The sequence below is a fragment of the Parasphingorhabdus sp. genome, from assembly GCF_048269915.1.
Taxonomy (GTDB): domain Bacteria; phylum Pseudomonadota; class Alphaproteobacteria; order Sphingomonadales; family Sphingomonadaceae; genus Parasphingorhabdus.
In genome coordinates this window covers 24,706-40,308 of record NZ_JBLWTY010000010.1, presented here as the reverse complement: position 1 = coordinate 40,308, position 15,603 = coordinate 24,706, and the positions used below count along the sequence as shown (strand labels likewise).

Here is a 15,603-nt window from a genome sequence, read left to right as displayed (position 1 = left end):
CAATGCATATTATTGTCGTAGGAAGCGGAATTGCGGGATTGAGTGCAGCGCTGTCGGCTGCCGAGAGTGGCGCACAGGTCACGATCATCGAACGCGCCAGCGAAGGCGAGCACGGCGGCAACACCCGCTATACCGAAGCCTATTTGCGCATGAAATCGATAGATGACGTCGCGGACGATTTTATCGATCACTTCATGGCCAATGCAGGTGGCTACACCGATCCAAGCATTGAACAGGAAATGGTGCGTGACCATGCTGACTGGTCGCCGCTCGCACGTAGCCAATCGACAGTTGATCCCGATTTTCTTGGTGCCTTCGCCGACAATGCCGGTCTAACCTTGCGCTGGCTCGAGAGCGCTGGACTGCGTTTCGATTTCCTGCCGACCGCTTTCATTACCACAACGACGACGCGCCTGCTGCCTGTCGGCGGCGGGCTTGCGATGGTGGAAACACTAACCGCGGCCTGCAAAGCCAAGGGTGTCGAATTCCGATTTGAAACGACGGCGCAGAATTTGCTCATGGCCAGAGGCCGCATCACCGGCCTCTCGACTAACATCGGTGATGTAAAGGGTGACGCCGTGATCCTTGCCTGCGGCGGTTTTGAGGGCAATCCGGAGATGCTCGCCCGCTATATCGGCGCCAGTGCCATTAACCTGCGCCCGGTCGCGCGTGGCGGACATTATAATAAGGGCGAAGGCATCCGGATGGCGCTCGATATCGGGGCAGCGCCCAATGGCGATTTCGGCAGCTATCATGCCGAACCGATTGACCCGCGCTCGGGCGTAGCCGAGCCTGCCATCTTTACCTTCCCTTATGGCATCTTGGTCAACAAGGCTGGGGCACGTTTTACCGACGAGGCCCCCGGAACAGTCGATGCGCATTATGAAAGCGTGACGCGCCGAATATTCGAGCAGCGCGACGGCATAGCTTGGATGATAGCCGACGCGCAGCTGGATAACGTCCCCAATTGGCAGAAAGGCAGCCGCACTGATCAGGCTCCCGTGATCGCGAACAGCATCGCCGATCTGTCTCGGAAAATGGGTCTTCCTGCAGAAGCGCTGTCGGCAACAATTAGTGCCTATAATGCCGCCTGTGTGGAGGGTCTGTTCAAACCGCTCGAAAAGGACGGCCTTGCCACCCAAGGGCTCTCACCTCCAAAATCTAACTGGGCACGCCCAATCGACCGCGCGCCTTACCGCGCATGGCCCATCATCTCGGCCAATGTATTCACATTTGGCGGGCTCAAGGTAGACCGCAACGCCTGCGTGATTAATCAGGACGGGCGTGCGATCCCCGGCCTGTACGCAGCAGGCGAGACGATGGGCATCTACTATCGCACCTATACCGGCTCAACCTCAGTACTGCGCGGCGCGGTGTTCGGTCGGCAGGCAGCGCTTCACGCCTGCGGACAAGCGCAATGACCCGTATCGCGCTCGACGGCATGGTCGCGCTGATCAACGGCGCGGGCGGGATGATCGGTAGCGCTGTTGCGCGGCGCATGGCAGAAGGCGGTGCATTAGTCGCGCTCGCTGACCAGGAAGCGCCCACAAACATGTTCGGGGAAAGCCGCAGCTATGCCACCGATCTGGCCGACCCCGTCCAAGTCCGTGCATTGGTTGATATGGTGATGACCGATTTTGGCCGGATCGATTGCCTTGTCAACGCCGCCGGTGTCACCTCGCTTGGCGCGTTTGAAACGATTGGGCCCGACGAATGGGACCGTGTCCACACCATTAATCTGCGAGGCGTTTTTCTCGCCTGCCAAGCAGTCATCGCGCCGATGAAGGCAAATAAATTTGGACGCATCATCAACATCGGTTCTGTCCTCGGCAAGAATGGTGGCAACCCCAGGCCGTGGATCGATGCAAGCGAACAGGACCACGCAGGCAATGCCGCTTATGGCGCAGCGAAGGCCGGAGTCCACGCGCTTACACTTTACCTCGCCAAGGAACTCGCGGTGTATGGCATCACCGTTAACGCCGTTGCCCCAGGCCCCATTGCTAGCCCGATGACGACGAGCTTTCCCGAAGCGCTCGTCCGTCAAATCCCCGCCGGACGCCTTGGCGAGCCCGATGAAGTCGCCGGGATGGTCGCCTGGCTTTGCTCGCGTGAAAATGCTTTTGTGACCGGTGAAATTATCGACGTTAACGGCGGTCTTTGGCTGGATTGACTCTCCCCAGGACGCCCAACATGAAGGAATGGAATATGGCACTTACCAAAGAACAAACTTCGCGTGACATCCAGACAAAGGACTGGAAGTTGCGCTATTATGAAGCAGGCGAAGGCTATCCGCTGATCCTGATCCACGGCAGCGGGCCGGGGGCAACCGGCTGGAGCAATTTTTCCAGCAATATCGAGGAATTGGCGAGGAATTTCCACGTTTATGCGCTGGACATGCCGGGCTGGGGGGATTCACAGGCGTGCACCAAAGAAACGCTCGACCATAACAGTGCCACCATTCAGTTCATGGACGCATTGGGAATCGAAAAGGCCGCTCTGATCGGCAATTCGATGGGCGGCATTGTTGCGCTATCGGTTGCGGTTGACCATCCTGATCGGGTAAGTCACCTCATCACCATGGGCTCCGGCTCCAGCCCCATGCCCAAGCTGTTCAGCGCAGGAGATGGGCCGACCGAGGGCTTGAAATATTTGCAGCAAGCCTATCGTACACCCACGCCGGAAGCGATGATGGCGCTGGTGAACATCATGGTTTTTGACAAGTCATTTGCCACCCCCGATCTGTGCAAGGCCCGTTCCGACGCGGCCATGGGCCGGCCTGAGCATCTCACTAACTTCCTCGACATGTTGAACAAAGGCGGCCCCATCAACAGCTGGGCACCGATGGACCAGTTGATGAAGATGCAGATCCCCGCCTTGCTGATTCATGGTCGCGATGATCGCGTCGTGCCATACGAGCATTCACTGTTGCTCTGCGCACATATCCCCAATTCGCGGCTCGTTCTGCTCAACCGCTGCGGCCATTGGGCGATGATCGAGCATGCCGAAGAGTTCAACCGGATGGTGGCCGATTTCATCAAGCATAATTGAGGCAGGTGCGCGTTTTCGTCCGACCGGACGCGAAATTGCGTGAAGAGGAACATTTGCGATGCCAATAGTTAGTAACCGATCCGCTAACAGCGAACCCGCGGCGATGGCGCTCACTCATGGCCGTTTGCGTTCCTTTTCTGCGAACCAGCTCGAGCTGGACGCCAGCGTCGTGGCGATAGGCGCATTCGATGGGGTACACCGGGGGCACCAGAAACTGATAGGTTCGGCTGTGGCTTCCGCACGACAAATATCTTGCCCGTCGGTTGTCTATACTTTCGACACGCCACCCAAGGCCTTCTTTGCAGGTGCCCGAGTGCTTACCTCAGCCGAAGAAAAACTCCGCAAGATAGAATTGCTCGGAGTGTCTCGTGCCGTGGTGGCCAAGTTTGATCATGAATTTGCTTCGCGCAGTGCCGAAGAGTTCATGGAAGAGCTGGCGAAGCTGAACCCGTGCGAGATATGGGTGGGCGCGGACTTCCGTTTCGGCTTCCAAAGCATTGGTGATGTTGCGTTGCTTTCCACGCGATTTAATGTGCAAATACTGGATGCGGTATGCTGCGAGCAGGGGGAGGTTATCTCCAGTACACGCATTCGGCAATTGCTGGGTCGTGATCCTTGGGCAGCAAGTCGACTGTTGGCTTGAATTGATTCTTCCACCTGTTGAACGGCCGGTAATTGCAGTGCTCTTGCCCTCCCGACAAAGTGTGTTGACCGCAGCATGACGTTCGTTTCCCAACTTCCCTTCGAAGCCACAACTTCGATGTACTGCGATCTGCTTGCGCGGCGTCGGTCGGAATATGATTGCCTGCCGGAAGCAGGGTTGTGAATCCCCACAAAGAGCAACCTTCCGGTTCCAGCGTTTCGCAAAATCCATAACAGGATCAGCGCGAGAGATTTGATTGTCAGCTTGCCAAAGCAACCGGAATGAGCGGTCTTTTGTCCTACAAGGAGACAACGCCAACCATCGATGGACGATCGCATCGGATCAGACTTCATTCGTAGTAAATTCCTTGCGTAAAGCACTCTTGATAAGCCCCGTCATCGAACGTCGCAGGCTAGCAAGCTTTAAGGCGTCGGGGATTTCGTCAAGGAAGCTGACCGATAACCCACCGATGACGATTCCCTTCGGATCAGCCACTGGCAACGCCATACAGAAAATGTCGTCGCGAATCTCGAAGCGATCGAAGGCGACTCCATCTTCTCGCACCGCGGCCAGCTCGTTGCGAATCGCCACAGGATCAGTCAGCGTTCGGGCGGTCAAGGCCGGAAACGGTCCGGTTGAAAGATAGGCCTGCAGTTCCTCTTCGGGCATCGCGGCCAGCAATATCTTGCCAATGCCGGAGCAATAAGCCTCCAACTGCATGCGTTCCTCGGTAAAAAGCTCCAGCACGCCGCCATTCTCTTTTACGAGATAAGTGACCATCCCGTCCTCAAGAACGCCGAAATGCATGAACACCCGGTATTTGGCAGCGAGCACTTTCATGGGACGGCGTAGACGTACGGCGATACGGTCTTTGGGCCGAAGGATTAGCGGCATGAGCCGAGAGATTTCGCGACCAGGCAGATAGCAGCCCTTCGACTGGCGTTCGAGATAACCTTCGGCTTCGAGGGTGACGGCAAGCCGATACGCCGTGGGCAGAGGTATTTCTTGTTCAGCAGCTACATCCCCCAGCGTCGAGCGGCCGCCGTCGGCCACGATCGCCTGCAGCAGGCGCAGACCCTTCGCGAGGGTGGAGGATTGTCTGGTTGCCATGGCCTATTCTGCAGCAGGAATTTTCACTATGCAAGAATTCCCTGCTGTCAGATGATTGCGCGGTATGACCGGAAGTCTAGTAAGGCTGCGCAAGGAGCATGGTGTATGGACACGAATTACCAAGAACCCGCGCAACTGTTGCGCGCTGCCTATAAAGGTCCAGCAATGGCGCCCCTACGCCAATGGCTCGACTCCACCGATGTCATGGGCGCTTATGCGGTGCAGGAAATCAACACACGTTATTGGGAAGCGCAGGGACGCCGGATTGTTGGGCGAAAGGCCGGGCTCACCGCTGAGGCGGTTCAGAAGCAGCTTGGCGTTGACCAGCCCGATTTCGGTGTGTTGTTTGACGACATGCGCGTGGCTGATGGTGGCAACATCGACCCGGCCAATTGCTTGCAGCCCAAGGCGGAGGCGGAAATCGCCTTTGTCCTTGGCGCGGATATACCTTCTGTCAATACAACTGCTGAAGATGTGGCTGTTGCCGTCGCCAGCGTGCATGCAGCGATCGAGATCGTCGACAGCCGTATCGCCGACTGGAAGATCACCTTTGCCGATACGGTAGCCGACAATGGCTCATCAGCCTTCTTCGTGCTGGCCGAACACGGACTGGCGCTTGCCGGACTTGACCTCGAATGCGCTCCGATGACCATGACCATAAATGGTGAAACCGTGTCGACCGGCGTCGGTGCAGCGGCACTTGGCAACCCGCTCAATGCTGCGGCCTGGCTTGCTCGCACACTGGCAGAGCGCGGCGAACCTCTGCATGCAGGTGACATCCTGCTGGCAGGAGCGCTTGGCCCGATGGTAACGTTGACGCCGGGCGATCACGTGCACACAATCATTGGCGGGATTGGCGAATGCAGCTTCACCTATGGAGAATCAGTATGAGCGCCAAGACCAAAGTCGCCATTATCGGCTCGGGCAATATCGGCACCGACCTGATGATCAAGATCATGCGCCTGTCCAAAGTGCTGGAAATGAGTGTTTTTGTCGGCATTGATCCCGAATCCGATGGCCTGAAACGCGCTGAACGGATGGGCGTGGCGATCACCTCCGACGGCATTGACGGGCTAGTGGCGATGCCCGAATTCCAGGACATCGTGATTGTCTTTGATGCCACCTCGGCGGGAGCGCACAGGCATCATAATGACATCCTGCAAAAACATGGCAAGCGCGTTGTCGATCTGACACCTGCAGCAATCGGCCCCTATACGATCCCCCCTGTCAACGGTCATGATCATCTCGATGCGCCCAATGTCAACATGGTTACCTGCGGCGGTCAGGCGACGATCCCGATGGTCCACGCCGTGAACCGCGTCGCCAAAGTATATTATGGCGAGATTGTTGCTTCGATCTCGTCGAAAAGCGCCGGCCCCGGTACCCGCGCAAATATTGACGAATTTACCGAAACGACCTCGCAAGCCATTGTCGATGTTGGCGGAGCAACCCGCGGCAAGGCGATCATCATCCTCAATCCAGCCGAGCCGCCACTGATCATGCGCGATACTGTCTATTGCTTGTGCGAGGAGGCGGAGCAAGACGCAATTGCCAAATCGGTCGAGGACATGGTCGCTGAGGTGCAAAGCTATGTGCCCGGCTACCGGCTCAAGCAGAAAGTGCAGTTCGAACATATTGGCTCCAACAAGCCGCTGCGGATCCCCGAGATGAATGATGGTGAAGGCGGCGAATTTACCGGGCTCAAAGTTAGCATCTTTCTAGAGGTCGAGGGCGCGGCGCATTATTTGCCCGCCTATGCTGGCAATCTCGACATCATGACTTCGGCCGCATTGCGAACGGCCGAACGGATTGTGGAAAGGATAGCGGCATGAGCTTTGACCCGACCACGCAGAAGCTTTATATTCAGGACGTCACTCTGCGCGACGGCATGCACGCGATCCGCCATCAATATGGTATCGAGCATGTCAAGGACATCGCCCGCGCTCTAGACCGGGCCAAGGTTGATGCCATTGAAGTGTCGCATGGCGACGGTTTGCAGGGCTCCAGCTTCAATTATGGCTTCGGCGCGCATACCGACTGGGACTGGATTGGCGCAGTCGCCGAAGTTCTGGAACATAGTGTCCTCACCACCTTGTTGCTGCCCGGAATTGGCACGGTGCGTGACCTAAAACGCGCCTATGACATGGGTGTGCGCTCGGTTCGCATCGCCACCCATTGCACCGAGGCCGATGTGTCGAAGCAGCATATTGAGGCGGCCCGCAATCTGGGCATGGATGTTTCTGGCTTTTTAATGATGAGCCACATGTCGGAGCCTGAACCGCTGGCAGAGCAGGCTAAGCTGATGGAGGAATATGGCGCTCATTGCATTTATGTTACCGATAGCGGCGGCGCGATGACAATGGACAGCTATGCTGCGCGTTTTCAAGCCTATGACAGAGTGTTGAAGCCCGAAACCCAGCGGGGCGTACACGCTCATCACAATCTTTCGCTTGGAGTCGCCAATTCTATCGTCGCCGTCCAGAATGGGGCCTTGCGCGTGGATGCTTCTCTTGCTGGGATGGGCGCTGGCGCAGGAAATGCACCGCTAGAAGTGTTCATTGCTGCGGCTGATCGCTGTGGTTGGACACATGGGACCGATTTATTTGCTCTTATGGACGCTGCGGAGGAATTGGTCCGCCCGCTTCAAGATCGGCCTGTCCGCGTTGATCGCGAAACGTTGACGCTAGGATATGCTGGTGTCTATTCATCCTTCCTCCGGCATGCCGAGAAGGCTTCAGAGGATTACGGCTTGGATACACGGTCCATATTAGTCGAATTAGGCCTGCGGCATATGGTGGGGGGGCAAGAGGACATGATCGTTGATGTCGCGCTGGATATGATCGAGGCACAGAAGCAATAGAAGTCTGCTTGAGTTTGCACTTTTAATTAATGCAGCGTCGGTTCGATATGAACTGAGTTGTAATCAAACCAAATAATGCGCGGTCTAGCGATCAATAAATTCTTCTATTTAAGCTGGTGACGCGCTTTTGCGATTGCGATTGCGAGCAGCGGCAGCTTTTTTGGGCTGGTAATGCTGATGCGATGTTAGAAAGGAACGACGGGGATGGCTATCAGTCCTGGCTTGCTATTATCGACTTAATTCACCGGCTGGACCGCGATGCTCCTGCTATCGTGCGTTAGCCTGGCCCGCGCATGTGTAACCTCTACCGAATGACCTCAGCTGCGGACTGTCTAACTGTCGACCATCCTGGATGATTACTCCCGCCACATTATCAGCTGGAAGCTGTGCCCGACGATGTGGGCCGAGGATGTCACCGATACGTTGGAACGGGCATTGGAGGCATCAGGCTGTGACCAGATGCACGTGCTGCATCCTTCCATCCGCAAACACCGGGCAAGATCGAGCGTTGGCACCAAGCCCTCAAGAACCGCATCCTGCTGGAGAATTATTATCTGCCCGGCGATCTGGAAGCGCAGGTCGAAGCGTTCGTCGAATATTACAATCACCAGCGCTACCACGAGAGCTTGAAAAACGTCACATCCGCCGATGCCTATTTTGGCAGGGCAAAATCTATCATCAAACTAAGAGAAAGGATCAAGCGAAAAACCATCGAACATCGGCGCTTGTAATACCGCAAGATCGCAGCGTAATATCAACCGTCAGATGGAGCCAATTACTTACCCATTTTAAAACGACATCAGTCTCAAATTATCTGACGACGGATAAGTATCGGTTCATGACGGGGCGAGTTTACATTGGATTCAGGGCAATGTTTTCGATAGGCTCTTCACCAAGGCATTGATATCTAAAAGGACTGGTTGGTGTGGGGCCTTGCAGACCCTGTATGTAGCTCGGTTTGAATGGAATGAAGACACAGCTTATACAGCACAGATTGGTCGATTTCATCTCGAAGATTGAGGCGGCTGAGTCCTTCGAAGAGGGCTGGGAATGTCTGACTCAAACCATGAATGATCTTGGTTTCAACGTCGTCAACTATACGGTTTTTCCCGACACCAAAACTTTCACTCAACCACAATTCATCGAAAACTTCAAAAATGACTGGATAGCGCATTATGCGCGTCAAGAATATGAGTTGGAGGACGCCTTGATTCCCCATGTGCTCAATAGTGATGTTCCAGCAATCATGTTGGCTGTTGACGAGGAGCAGCCCCTGGTCTGGTCAGAGAAAGGAAGGCGCCTCGTCGCTGAGGCACGCGAAGCGGGGATGGAGCGTGCGATTGGTTTTTCTCACAAGAACGGCGATGGTGTAATTGACGGCGGAATTGCGCTCGGGACCGATCAGATGTCGGCGGCCGAGTTTCGAACTGTTGTAAAGCGAGACTTGCCGTTACTCTATATGATTTATTCGATTGCATATCACAAACTGCATTTCGAAAGACGCCGCAATATCAGCCTTGATATTTATCGGATTTCACCACGCCAGCATGAAGTGCTACTTGCCCTGTGGGACGGACTGGCGAATAAGCAGATCGCGGCTCGGCTCCAAGTTTCGGAAGTCACTGTATCCTTCCATCTTCGTGAACTGCGCAACAAGCTTGGATGTCATCTGAACCGGGAGATATTGCCGCGCGCCTATCATCTCGGGCTCCTGGGGAGACTGGTTTAGGAATAGTCCGTCAAATAATGGTCCTTCGAAGAAGGGCAATATCGGATTATCCTTTGTCTTTTTATAGGTAGGCGCTCGCCATTCTCTTTTCCTATGCCGCTCGTCAAGAACCGGGTTAGGATGTTTCGTTTGATTTTCTTTTGGTTGAAATCGCGAAGATTCCTGCGTTCGTTACGGAGGGGATATGCGTACAAAACTTCAATCGTTTTTCATTCTCGGGCTTCCGATATTCTTGGCAAGCTGCGGATCGATCACTGGCGGATGTTCCGGCATCGAGTTCGATGCCAAGCGCAATGATGTTTTCGATCTGATCGACGTAAGCATCCGAAATACGACGGACGAACCGAAGCTTGTGACGATCGCTGCAATCGGATCGGATGGCGAGGAGATCAAGCGAAATACGATGCGTGTTAATGCCAAAGACATCGCTGAGACCAAAGTGGTCAATATGAAAGAGGGCAGAACAGTCGATCTGATCGAGTGCGAGTAAATCTGCCTCCGACCACAATTTCATCCACTAGAAATTCTCTCATTCAACCCACGCAAAGATGGTATACTGATATGAACCGCTGGCCCCAAAATTTTTTCATCATAATCGCTATTGGCCTCGCTGCTTGTAGCGCTCCGGATAATAGCGCAAAAAATGATACAGCCGAGGTATCCGATCAGGCCTCTTCTGCGGCGATGCCGCGTTTGGAGGATCAGACTGCCCTGCTAGAAAAATTCAGGAATGAAGGACAAGATCGGTGCCGCTTCTTCAAGGAAACGCAAGGGACGAGTGGTGATTTCGAGGGCGCTGATCTTTTGCTATGTTCAGGCAGGACCGCAAGTGATGAAAATTATGCAATTGCCTTGTTCACAAGTGATGGCGCCCAGTTCCCCAAAGGAACGGTGTACTCTGACTTCGGCATTCATCCGCACCCCGCCGGCTACAGAAGGCTCTACGATCTCCTCTCGCGCATGACCGGCATATCCGGTGCAAACGAAAAGCAGGAATTTCTTGCTGCTTTAACTCGCTACAAAATCGCTGCTCCGCACATGCCAGGGACAGACTATCGCCCACTTTTCAAAACTAAAAGCGGAATGAATATCGAAATGGCTTACAACCGTTCCCAGCCGGGTTTGATGACGTTCAAGGCGACCCCTCTACGATAGACTTCAGAGACGCTGGTTGCGGAAATTCAGGTGTTGGCTACGGAAAGGCATGAGATGAACCCGACGACTATGGATGAAAAAATCGTAGCATGGCGCGATTTGCGCAGGGCTCAGGCAAAGAAGAAACGTATAGGCAGTATCGCGAGCGTAGTGGCCGGGCTTGGATGGCTGCTATTCTTCAACAAGATCGGTCAGACATCCGAAATGGCATTGCGCTATTCCCAAGAGGCTCAGGAATCGATTGGGAGCTGGGTGATCGTGTTGACCCTCATGACGCTGTTCGCGGCGTTTATGATGATTAGCGCTGGACGCGCCAAGGGCCGTCTAGGGGAACTGACTGGGCAGTTGACTTTACAGCTTCGCCACGAACTCGACGGGGCTGATACCGCGCGCAAACCGGCAATTGAATCCCAGCTTCGTGAGCTGGGCGCTTAGGCAGTGATATAATCGGCCTCGAAGGTCGGATCGACTTGATGTTTGAGCGGCTGCTATTGTGGCATGAAGCTCTCAACTGCGGGGAGCAGGGAAACACAGCACTATCATTGGCCCGTCGAATCCGAATTTAAAACCGATCTGATGATCCCGATTGATCTCTGGTTCGGGATTTTTGGTCCATGGACTATTGGTTACTCAACTGCCTGAGTGTGCTCAATCAAGGTTTGCATGTTTTCAGCTTGTTGGTTCCGGCTGGCAATAAGCAATTCGACAGCGTTATTCCCTTTTTCGTCCCAAATGATTGCCCAACCAATCCGTTTGCGGCATGGGCATTTACTCCACTATCACCACTGGGGTAATTCGCGGGACAGTCACGTTTGAACAATATCTTGCCCATTTTTAGTTTCCTGAAATCAAAAGCGGAAGCTGGTCAGCAAACGGTTTTGATTAGCTTGATCGCTGTAACTGGCGCATCGACGCGAAATCCGGGCGCCCATATGGCGGTATCAGAGGATGGTTCGTCGATCGGCTCCTTCTCCGGCGGTTGCGTGGAGGCAGCGGTCGTTTCTGAAGCGCTGGATGTTATCAAGCACGGGATGCCGCGTGAAATACGATATGGTGCAGGCTCCCGCTATCTTGATATCCGGTTGCCCTGTGGTGGCAGTATCGATTTGCTTTTCACGCCGATAGCCGACAGTCCCGCCATTTCCGATATTTTTGGCCGGATTAAAAGGCGCGAACCGGTGTCGATTATACTCGACAGTGAAAGCACCAATATCCGATGTGATACACAATATTCGGACAAGATTTCGGTGGAGCGCATAGGGTCGCAGATTCTGGTGAATCATATTCCGGCCGCCAAGATCATAATATTAGGACATGGTCCCTCGGTAGAAAGCCTGGTCAAACTGTCGACAAGCTACGGTATCGATTGCGAAATATTGTCGCCGGATCCCGCAATAATCGATGCGGTAGAGAGCTTGGCAATCTCGGCGAGAAAACTGAAAACGCCGCGAGAGTCAGCTTTCCTTGATCCAGATCCATGGACGGCCTGCATTTTCTATTTTCATGATCATGACTGGGAAGCGCGCTTGATGAAGCAGGCCTTGGCATCTTCGGCTTTTTATGTGGGCGCGATGGGCAGTCGGAAAACCCACAAGGATCGGCAGAAATACCTCGCAAAGATCGGTGTTTCCGCAGAAGATTATAAACGGATGAAGGCACCAATAGGTTTGATTCAATCAACCCGGGACCCGGCGACACTGGCATTATCGACTTTGGCAGAAGTTGTGGACAGCTATCACCGACATTTTGGGTCCCGGGCTTAGCCTTTGACTGAATCTTCTCTGTTACTCGCTGAAGAAAGCTGAAATAAGGTTAGAAGATCAATAGGTGCAGGTGTGAGGGTTCCAATGAAATATAGTCTACTATCAGTTATTGCAGCGATGCTGTTGTCGGGCGTGGCACAAGCACAGGAACATAGCGATAATTCCGCAACCAAAAAATGGAACGTCAACGCGCCTGATGGTGCAACTATCAAGCAAATACCCATTAACGTGGACGAAGGCAGCTGGATTGATGTTGATGTCAGCCCGGATGGGCAGAGCATAACATTCGCGCTGCTCGGTGACATTTATACTATGCCGATTTCTGGCGGAAAGCCGGTCCGGATCGCAGAAGGCCTTGCCTGGGAAGTGCAACCACGTTTTTCGCCCGATGGAAAAAGGATTGCGTTCACCTCGGATCGAGGCGGTGGCGACAATATCTGGATCATGCAGCGTGACGGAAGCGACAAGAGGCAGGTTACCAGTGAAGAATTTCGGCTGCTCAACCAGCCCAGCTGGAGCCCCGATGGCCGTTATATCGTAGCGAAAAAGCACTTCACCACGGCGCGTTCTCTGGGCACCGGAGAGATATGGATCTATCACGTCTCCGGTGGAGGCGGAGTCCGATTGGTCGAGAAGCCAAGCGAAAAGCACCAGAAGGAGCTCGGAGAGCCCATTTATGCTCCTGATGGCAAGGCGGTCTATTACACGAAAAATATCACGCCGGGCGGTACGTTCATCTATGCTCAGGATAGCAATTCCGACCTGTTCAACATTGAAAAATATGATCTGGAAACCGGCGAGGTTACGACAGCAGTTTCCGGTTTCGGCGGATCTGTTCGCGCGAATCCGTCTCCGGATGGCAAAAAAATTGCCTTTGTCCGCCGGGAAATGACCAGATCCAAATTATATGTGAAGGATCTGGAATCCGGCATTGAACGAAAAGTCTATGATGATCTTGATCAGGATGTTCAGGAAACCTGGGCTGTTACCGGCGTCTATCCGAACATGGACTGGACGCCAGATAGCAAAGAAATCATATTCTGGGCGAAGGGAAAAATTCGTCGGGTAGCTGCCGATGGTGGCACATCGTCCATAATAGCGTTTCAGGTCAATGACACTCGCGCTGTAGTGGATGCTCCGCACCCCAAGATTGCAGTAGCACCAGACAGCTTTGTCGCAAAGATGCCGCGCTTTGCAGCGGTTTCGCCTGACGGACGACAGGTCGTATTTGAAAGTCTCGGCAAACTTTATGTAAAGCCGATGGCAGGCGGCTCTGCCAAACGCCTGACCAATAACAGTACAGAATTGGAACTGTTCCCGTCATGGTCGCGGGATGGCCGATCGATTGTTTTTGTCGGATGGACCGATGCGCAGCTGGGGCAGATTAAAACGGTTTCGGCAGGCGGCGGATCTGCGCGAACCGTGACCAATCGTCCCGGTCATTACGCCCGTCCTCACTTTTCGCCCGACGGCAAAACAATCGTCTTTGAAATGCAGGGTGGCGGTTATCTGACCTCTCCAAAATGGTCGATGGAAGATGGCGTCTACCGGATTTCTGCTTCTGGTGGAGCGCCCGTACGGGTTATGAAAGGCGCGGCCAGCCCGCAATATGGCGCAACCAGCGATCGTATATTCATGGTGAATAATGATGCGGACAAGCGTGTTCTCATAAGCACGGATATCAATGGAGAAGCAAAGCGCACGCATGCCACCGGCGAGTTGACCAACGATTATATCGTGTCGCCTGACGGGCAGAATGTCGCTTTCCGCCAAAGCTATGAAGCCTATGTCATGCCCCTGATGCCAGGTACGCAGGCAGTAGATGTAAGTCCGACAAGCAAATCGCTTCCGGTAACCAGGGTCAGCGCCAGCGGTGCCGACTATATTCACTGGTCAAACGGTGGGCAGCAGCTGCACTGGAGTCTCGGCCCCACAGTCTTTTCAGAGCAGACCAACAGGTTGTTCCCTGTGCAGCCGGCATCAAAGGGCGCGCCAAAATACCAGCCGGTTTCAATCGGAGTATCGCTGGAACGGACGATTTCGGCGGAGAAACCATCCGGAACTGTTGCTCTTGTTGGCGCGCGGATTGTCACCATGGCTGGAGACAATGGCGGGATCATTGATGACGGCGTCGTTATCATTCAGGCAAACCGGATTGCGGCTGTTGGAACTCGGGAAGGGATCAGCATCCCTGATGGGGCGCAGATGGTCGACGTAACCGGAAAAACGATCATTCCGGGTCTGATTGATGCCCATGCGCATGGCGCTCAGGGTAGTGACGAGATCGTACCGCAGCAAAACTGGTCCTTGCTGCAAAATCTGGCGCTTGGCACGACAACGATCCATGATCCGTCGAGCCGTGCCAGCGAGATATTTGTCGCGAGTGAAATGCAGCGCGCCGGCCTGGTTCTTGGACCACGGATATTTTCGACGGGCGAGATAGTATATGGAGCAAAAGCGGCTGACGTTTATGCCGAGATCAACAATCTCGATGATGCACTAGCCCATGTCCGCCGGTTGAAGGCGCAGGGTGGCCACAGCGTCAAAAATTATAATCAACCACGACGGGAACAACGGCAGCAAGTTGTTGAGGCGGCGCGTCAGGAAAACATGCTGGTTGTGGCGGAAGGCGGCTCGCTCTTTGGTATGGATATGGCTTTGGTCGCAGACGGCAATTCCACGCTCGAACATAATATCCCGCTTGAAATATTCTACGACGATGTCGTGCAGATGTTTTCGCAATCGCAGACCAACTACACGCCGACTCTGGTGGTTAGCTATGGCGGTTTGGCTGGCGATCCCTATTGGCGGCAAGCGACGAATGTTTGGGAGCATCCGTTACTTAAGCATAGCCCGCCCGCAATACTCGCCGCAGAGACCGTCCGTCGCACCAAAGCGCCGGAGAGTAATTTTGTCGACGACGACAATGCACGGGAAGCCAAGAAACTGGCCGATGCCGGCGTAAAGGTCTCCATCGGTGCACACGGGCAGCAGGCAGGCATAGGAAGCCATTGGGAGCTTTGGTCATTTGTACGTGGCGGGATGACTCCGATAGAGGCGCTCGCAGCAGGGACGATCGAATCCGCAAGATCTCTGGGCATGGATGCCGATATTGGCTCGGTGGAATCCGGCAAGCTGGCTGACCTGGTCGTGCTGGATGCTGATCCGACGGCCGACATTCGCAACAGTGATAAAATCTACCGCGTGATGCTGAATGGGCATCTCTATGATCCGGCCACCATGAATGAGACTGTTACCGGGACCCGAAAGCGCGCGCCTTATTGGTGGGAATGAA

The 15,603-nt window shown here is 54.3% G+C and carries 14 protein-coding genes and 1 pseudogene; 14 read left to right on the top strand and 1 reads right to left on the bottom strand.

Annotated elements, in window-relative coordinates; translation table 11 throughout:
* Positions 1-2 precede the first annotated feature (2 nt).
* Genes ACN0WX_RS14900 through ACN0WX_RS14885 form a run of 4 tightly spaced genes read left to right on the top strand, consistent with a single transcriptional unit; the run spans position 3 to position 3,691 of the window.
* The gene (locus ACN0WX_RS14900) at positions 3-1,421 is read left to right on the top strand and encodes an FAD-dependent oxidoreductase (RefSeq protein ID WP_417623131.1); all 1,419 of its coding nucleotides are present in this window, start codon (positions 3-5) and stop codon (positions 1,419-1,421) included.
* Positions 1,418-2,170 (top strand): SDR family NAD(P)-dependent oxidoreductase, encoded by a 753-nt coding sequence (locus ACN0WX_RS14895; protein ID WP_417623130.1) that lies wholly within the window; start codon positions 1,418-1,420, stop codon positions 2,168-2,170. Before ACN0WX_RS14900 ends, ACN0WX_RS14895 begins: the two co-directional genes overlap by 4 nt.
* Before the next feature lie 35 nt (positions 2,171-2,205).
* A complete protein-coding gene (locus ACN0WX_RS14890; RefSeq protein WP_417623129.1) occupies positions 2,206-3,048 on the top strand; it encodes an alpha/beta fold hydrolase in 843 nt (280 codons plus the stop codon).
* A gap of 58 nt (positions 3,049-3,106) precedes the next feature.
* A complete protein-coding gene (locus ACN0WX_RS14885; protein ID WP_417623128.1) occupies positions 3,107-3,691 on the top strand; it encodes a hypothetical protein in 585 nt (194 codons plus the stop codon).
* Between the two features lie 342 nt (positions 3,692-4,033).
* On the opposite strand, the gene ACN0WX_RS14880 is transcribed toward ACN0WX_RS14885, so the two are convergent.
* Positions 4,034-4,801, bottom strand: coding sequence for an IclR family transcriptional regulator (locus ACN0WX_RS14880; protein WP_417623127.1), 768 nt, complete (start codon positions 4,799-4,801; stop codon positions 4,034-4,036).
* 105 nt (positions 4,802-4,906) lie between these two features.
* On the opposite strand from ACN0WX_RS14880, the gene ACN0WX_RS14875 reads away from it, so the two are divergent.
* From ACN0WX_RS14875 to ACN0WX_RS14830, 10 genes and pseudogenes are all read left to right on the top strand, one after another.
* Complete coding sequence (locus ACN0WX_RS14875) at positions 4,907-5,692, top strand: 2-keto-4-pentenoate hydratase (RefSeq protein ID WP_417623126.1); 786 nt, start codon at positions 4,907-4,909, stop codon at positions 5,690-5,692.
* Positions 5,689-6,633, top strand: a complete 945-nt coding sequence (locus tag ACN0WX_RS14870) for an acetaldehyde dehydrogenase (acetylating) (protein WP_417623125.1) — start codon at positions 5,689-5,691, stop codon at positions 6,631-6,633. The genes ACN0WX_RS14875 and ACN0WX_RS14870 overlap by 4 nt, the downstream gene beginning before the upstream one ends.
* Positions 6,630-7,661 carry a 4-hydroxy-2-oxovalerate aldolase gene (gene dmpG / locus ACN0WX_RS14865; protein WP_417623124.1) on the top strand — a complete coding sequence of 344 codons (1,032 nt, stop codon included), beginning with the start codon at positions 6,630-6,632 and terminating at the stop codon, positions 7,659-7,661. Before ACN0WX_RS14870 ends, dmpG begins: the two co-directional genes overlap by 4 nt.
* A gap of 336 nt (positions 7,662-7,997) precedes the next feature.
* Positions 7,998-8,392 (top strand): annotated as a pseudogene (locus ACN0WX_RS14860) (integrase core domain-containing protein); the annotation flags it as partial.
* 236 nt (positions 8,393-8,628) lie between these two features.
* Positions 8,629-9,390, top strand: coding sequence for a helix-turn-helix transcriptional regulator (locus ACN0WX_RS14855; protein WP_417623123.1), 762 nt, complete (start codon positions 8,629-8,631; stop codon positions 9,388-9,390).
* A 184-nt stretch (positions 9,391-9,574) separates the two neighbouring features.
* On the top strand, positions 9,575-9,880 hold the full coding sequence (locus tag ACN0WX_RS14850) for a hypothetical protein (RefSeq protein ID WP_417623122.1): 306 nt from the start codon (positions 9,575-9,577) through the stop codon (positions 9,878-9,880).
* A 71-nt stretch (positions 9,881-9,951) separates the two neighbouring features.
* The gene (locus ACN0WX_RS14845) at positions 9,952-10,545 is read left to right on the top strand and encodes a hypothetical protein (protein WP_417623121.1); all 594 of its coding nucleotides are present in this window, start codon (positions 9,952-9,954) and stop codon (positions 10,543-10,545) included.
* Positions 10,546-10,599: 54 nt separating this feature from the next.
* Positions 10,600-10,980, top strand: a complete 381-nt coding sequence (locus ACN0WX_RS14840; protein WP_417623120.1) for a hypothetical protein — start codon at positions 10,600-10,602, stop codon at positions 10,978-10,980.
* Between the two features lie 377 nt (positions 10,981-11,357).
* Complete coding sequence (locus ACN0WX_RS14835) at positions 11,358-12,308, top strand: XdhC family protein (RefSeq protein ID WP_417623119.1); 951 nt, start codon at positions 11,358-11,360, stop codon at positions 12,306-12,308.
* Between the two features lie 84 nt (positions 12,309-12,392).
* Positions 12,393-15,602, top strand: coding sequence for an amidohydrolase family protein (locus tag ACN0WX_RS14830; RefSeq protein ID WP_417623118.1), 3,210 nt, complete (start codon positions 12,393-12,395; stop codon positions 15,600-15,602).
* Position 15,603: the final 1 nt, after the last annotated feature.

Coding starts and splice junctions, on each gene's coding strand:
- ACN0WX_RS14900 (WP_417623131.1), top strand. CDS start 3: ATGCATATTATTGTCGTAGGAAGCGGAATTGCGGGATTGAGTGCAGCG.
- ACN0WX_RS14895 (WP_417623130.1), top strand. CDS start 1,418: ATGACCCGTATCGCGCTCGACGGCATGGTCGCGCTGATCAACGGCGCG.
- ACN0WX_RS14890 (WP_417623129.1), top strand. CDS start 2,206: ATGGCACTTACCAAAGAACAAACTTCGCGTGACATCCAGACAAAGGAC.
- ACN0WX_RS14885 (WP_417623128.1), top strand. CDS start 3,107: ATGCCAATAGTTAGTAACCGATCCGCTAACAGCGAACCCGCGGCGATG.
- ACN0WX_RS14880 (WP_417623127.1), bottom strand. CDS start 4,801: ATGGCAACCAGACAATCCTCCACCCTCGCGAAGGGTCTGCGCCTGCTG.
- ACN0WX_RS14875 (WP_417623126.1), top strand. CDS start 4,907: ATGGACACGAATTACCAAGAACCCGCGCAACTGTTGCGCGCTGCCTAT.
- ACN0WX_RS14870 (WP_417623125.1), top strand. CDS start 5,689: ATGAGCGCCAAGACCAAAGTCGCCATTATCGGCTCGGGCAATATCGGC.
- dmpG (WP_417623124.1), top strand. CDS start 6,630: ATGAGCTTTGACCCGACCACGCAGAAGCTTTATATTCAGGACGTCACT.
- ACN0WX_RS14855 (WP_417623123.1), top strand. CDS start 8,629: ATGAAGACACAGCTTATACAGCACAGATTGGTCGATTTCATCTCGAAG.
- ACN0WX_RS14850 (WP_417623122.1), top strand. CDS start 9,575: ATGCGTACAAAACTTCAATCGTTTTTCATTCTCGGGCTTCCGATATTC.
- ACN0WX_RS14845 (WP_417623121.1), top strand. CDS start 9,952: ATGAACCGCTGGCCCCAAAATTTTTTCATCATAATCGCTATTGGCCTC.
- ACN0WX_RS14840 (WP_417623120.1), top strand. CDS start 10,600: ATGAACCCGACGACTATGGATGAAAAAATCGTAGCATGGCGCGATTTG.
- ACN0WX_RS14830 (WP_417623118.1), top strand. CDS start 12,393: ATGAAATATAGTCTACTATCAGTTATTGCAGCGATGCTGTTGTCGGGC.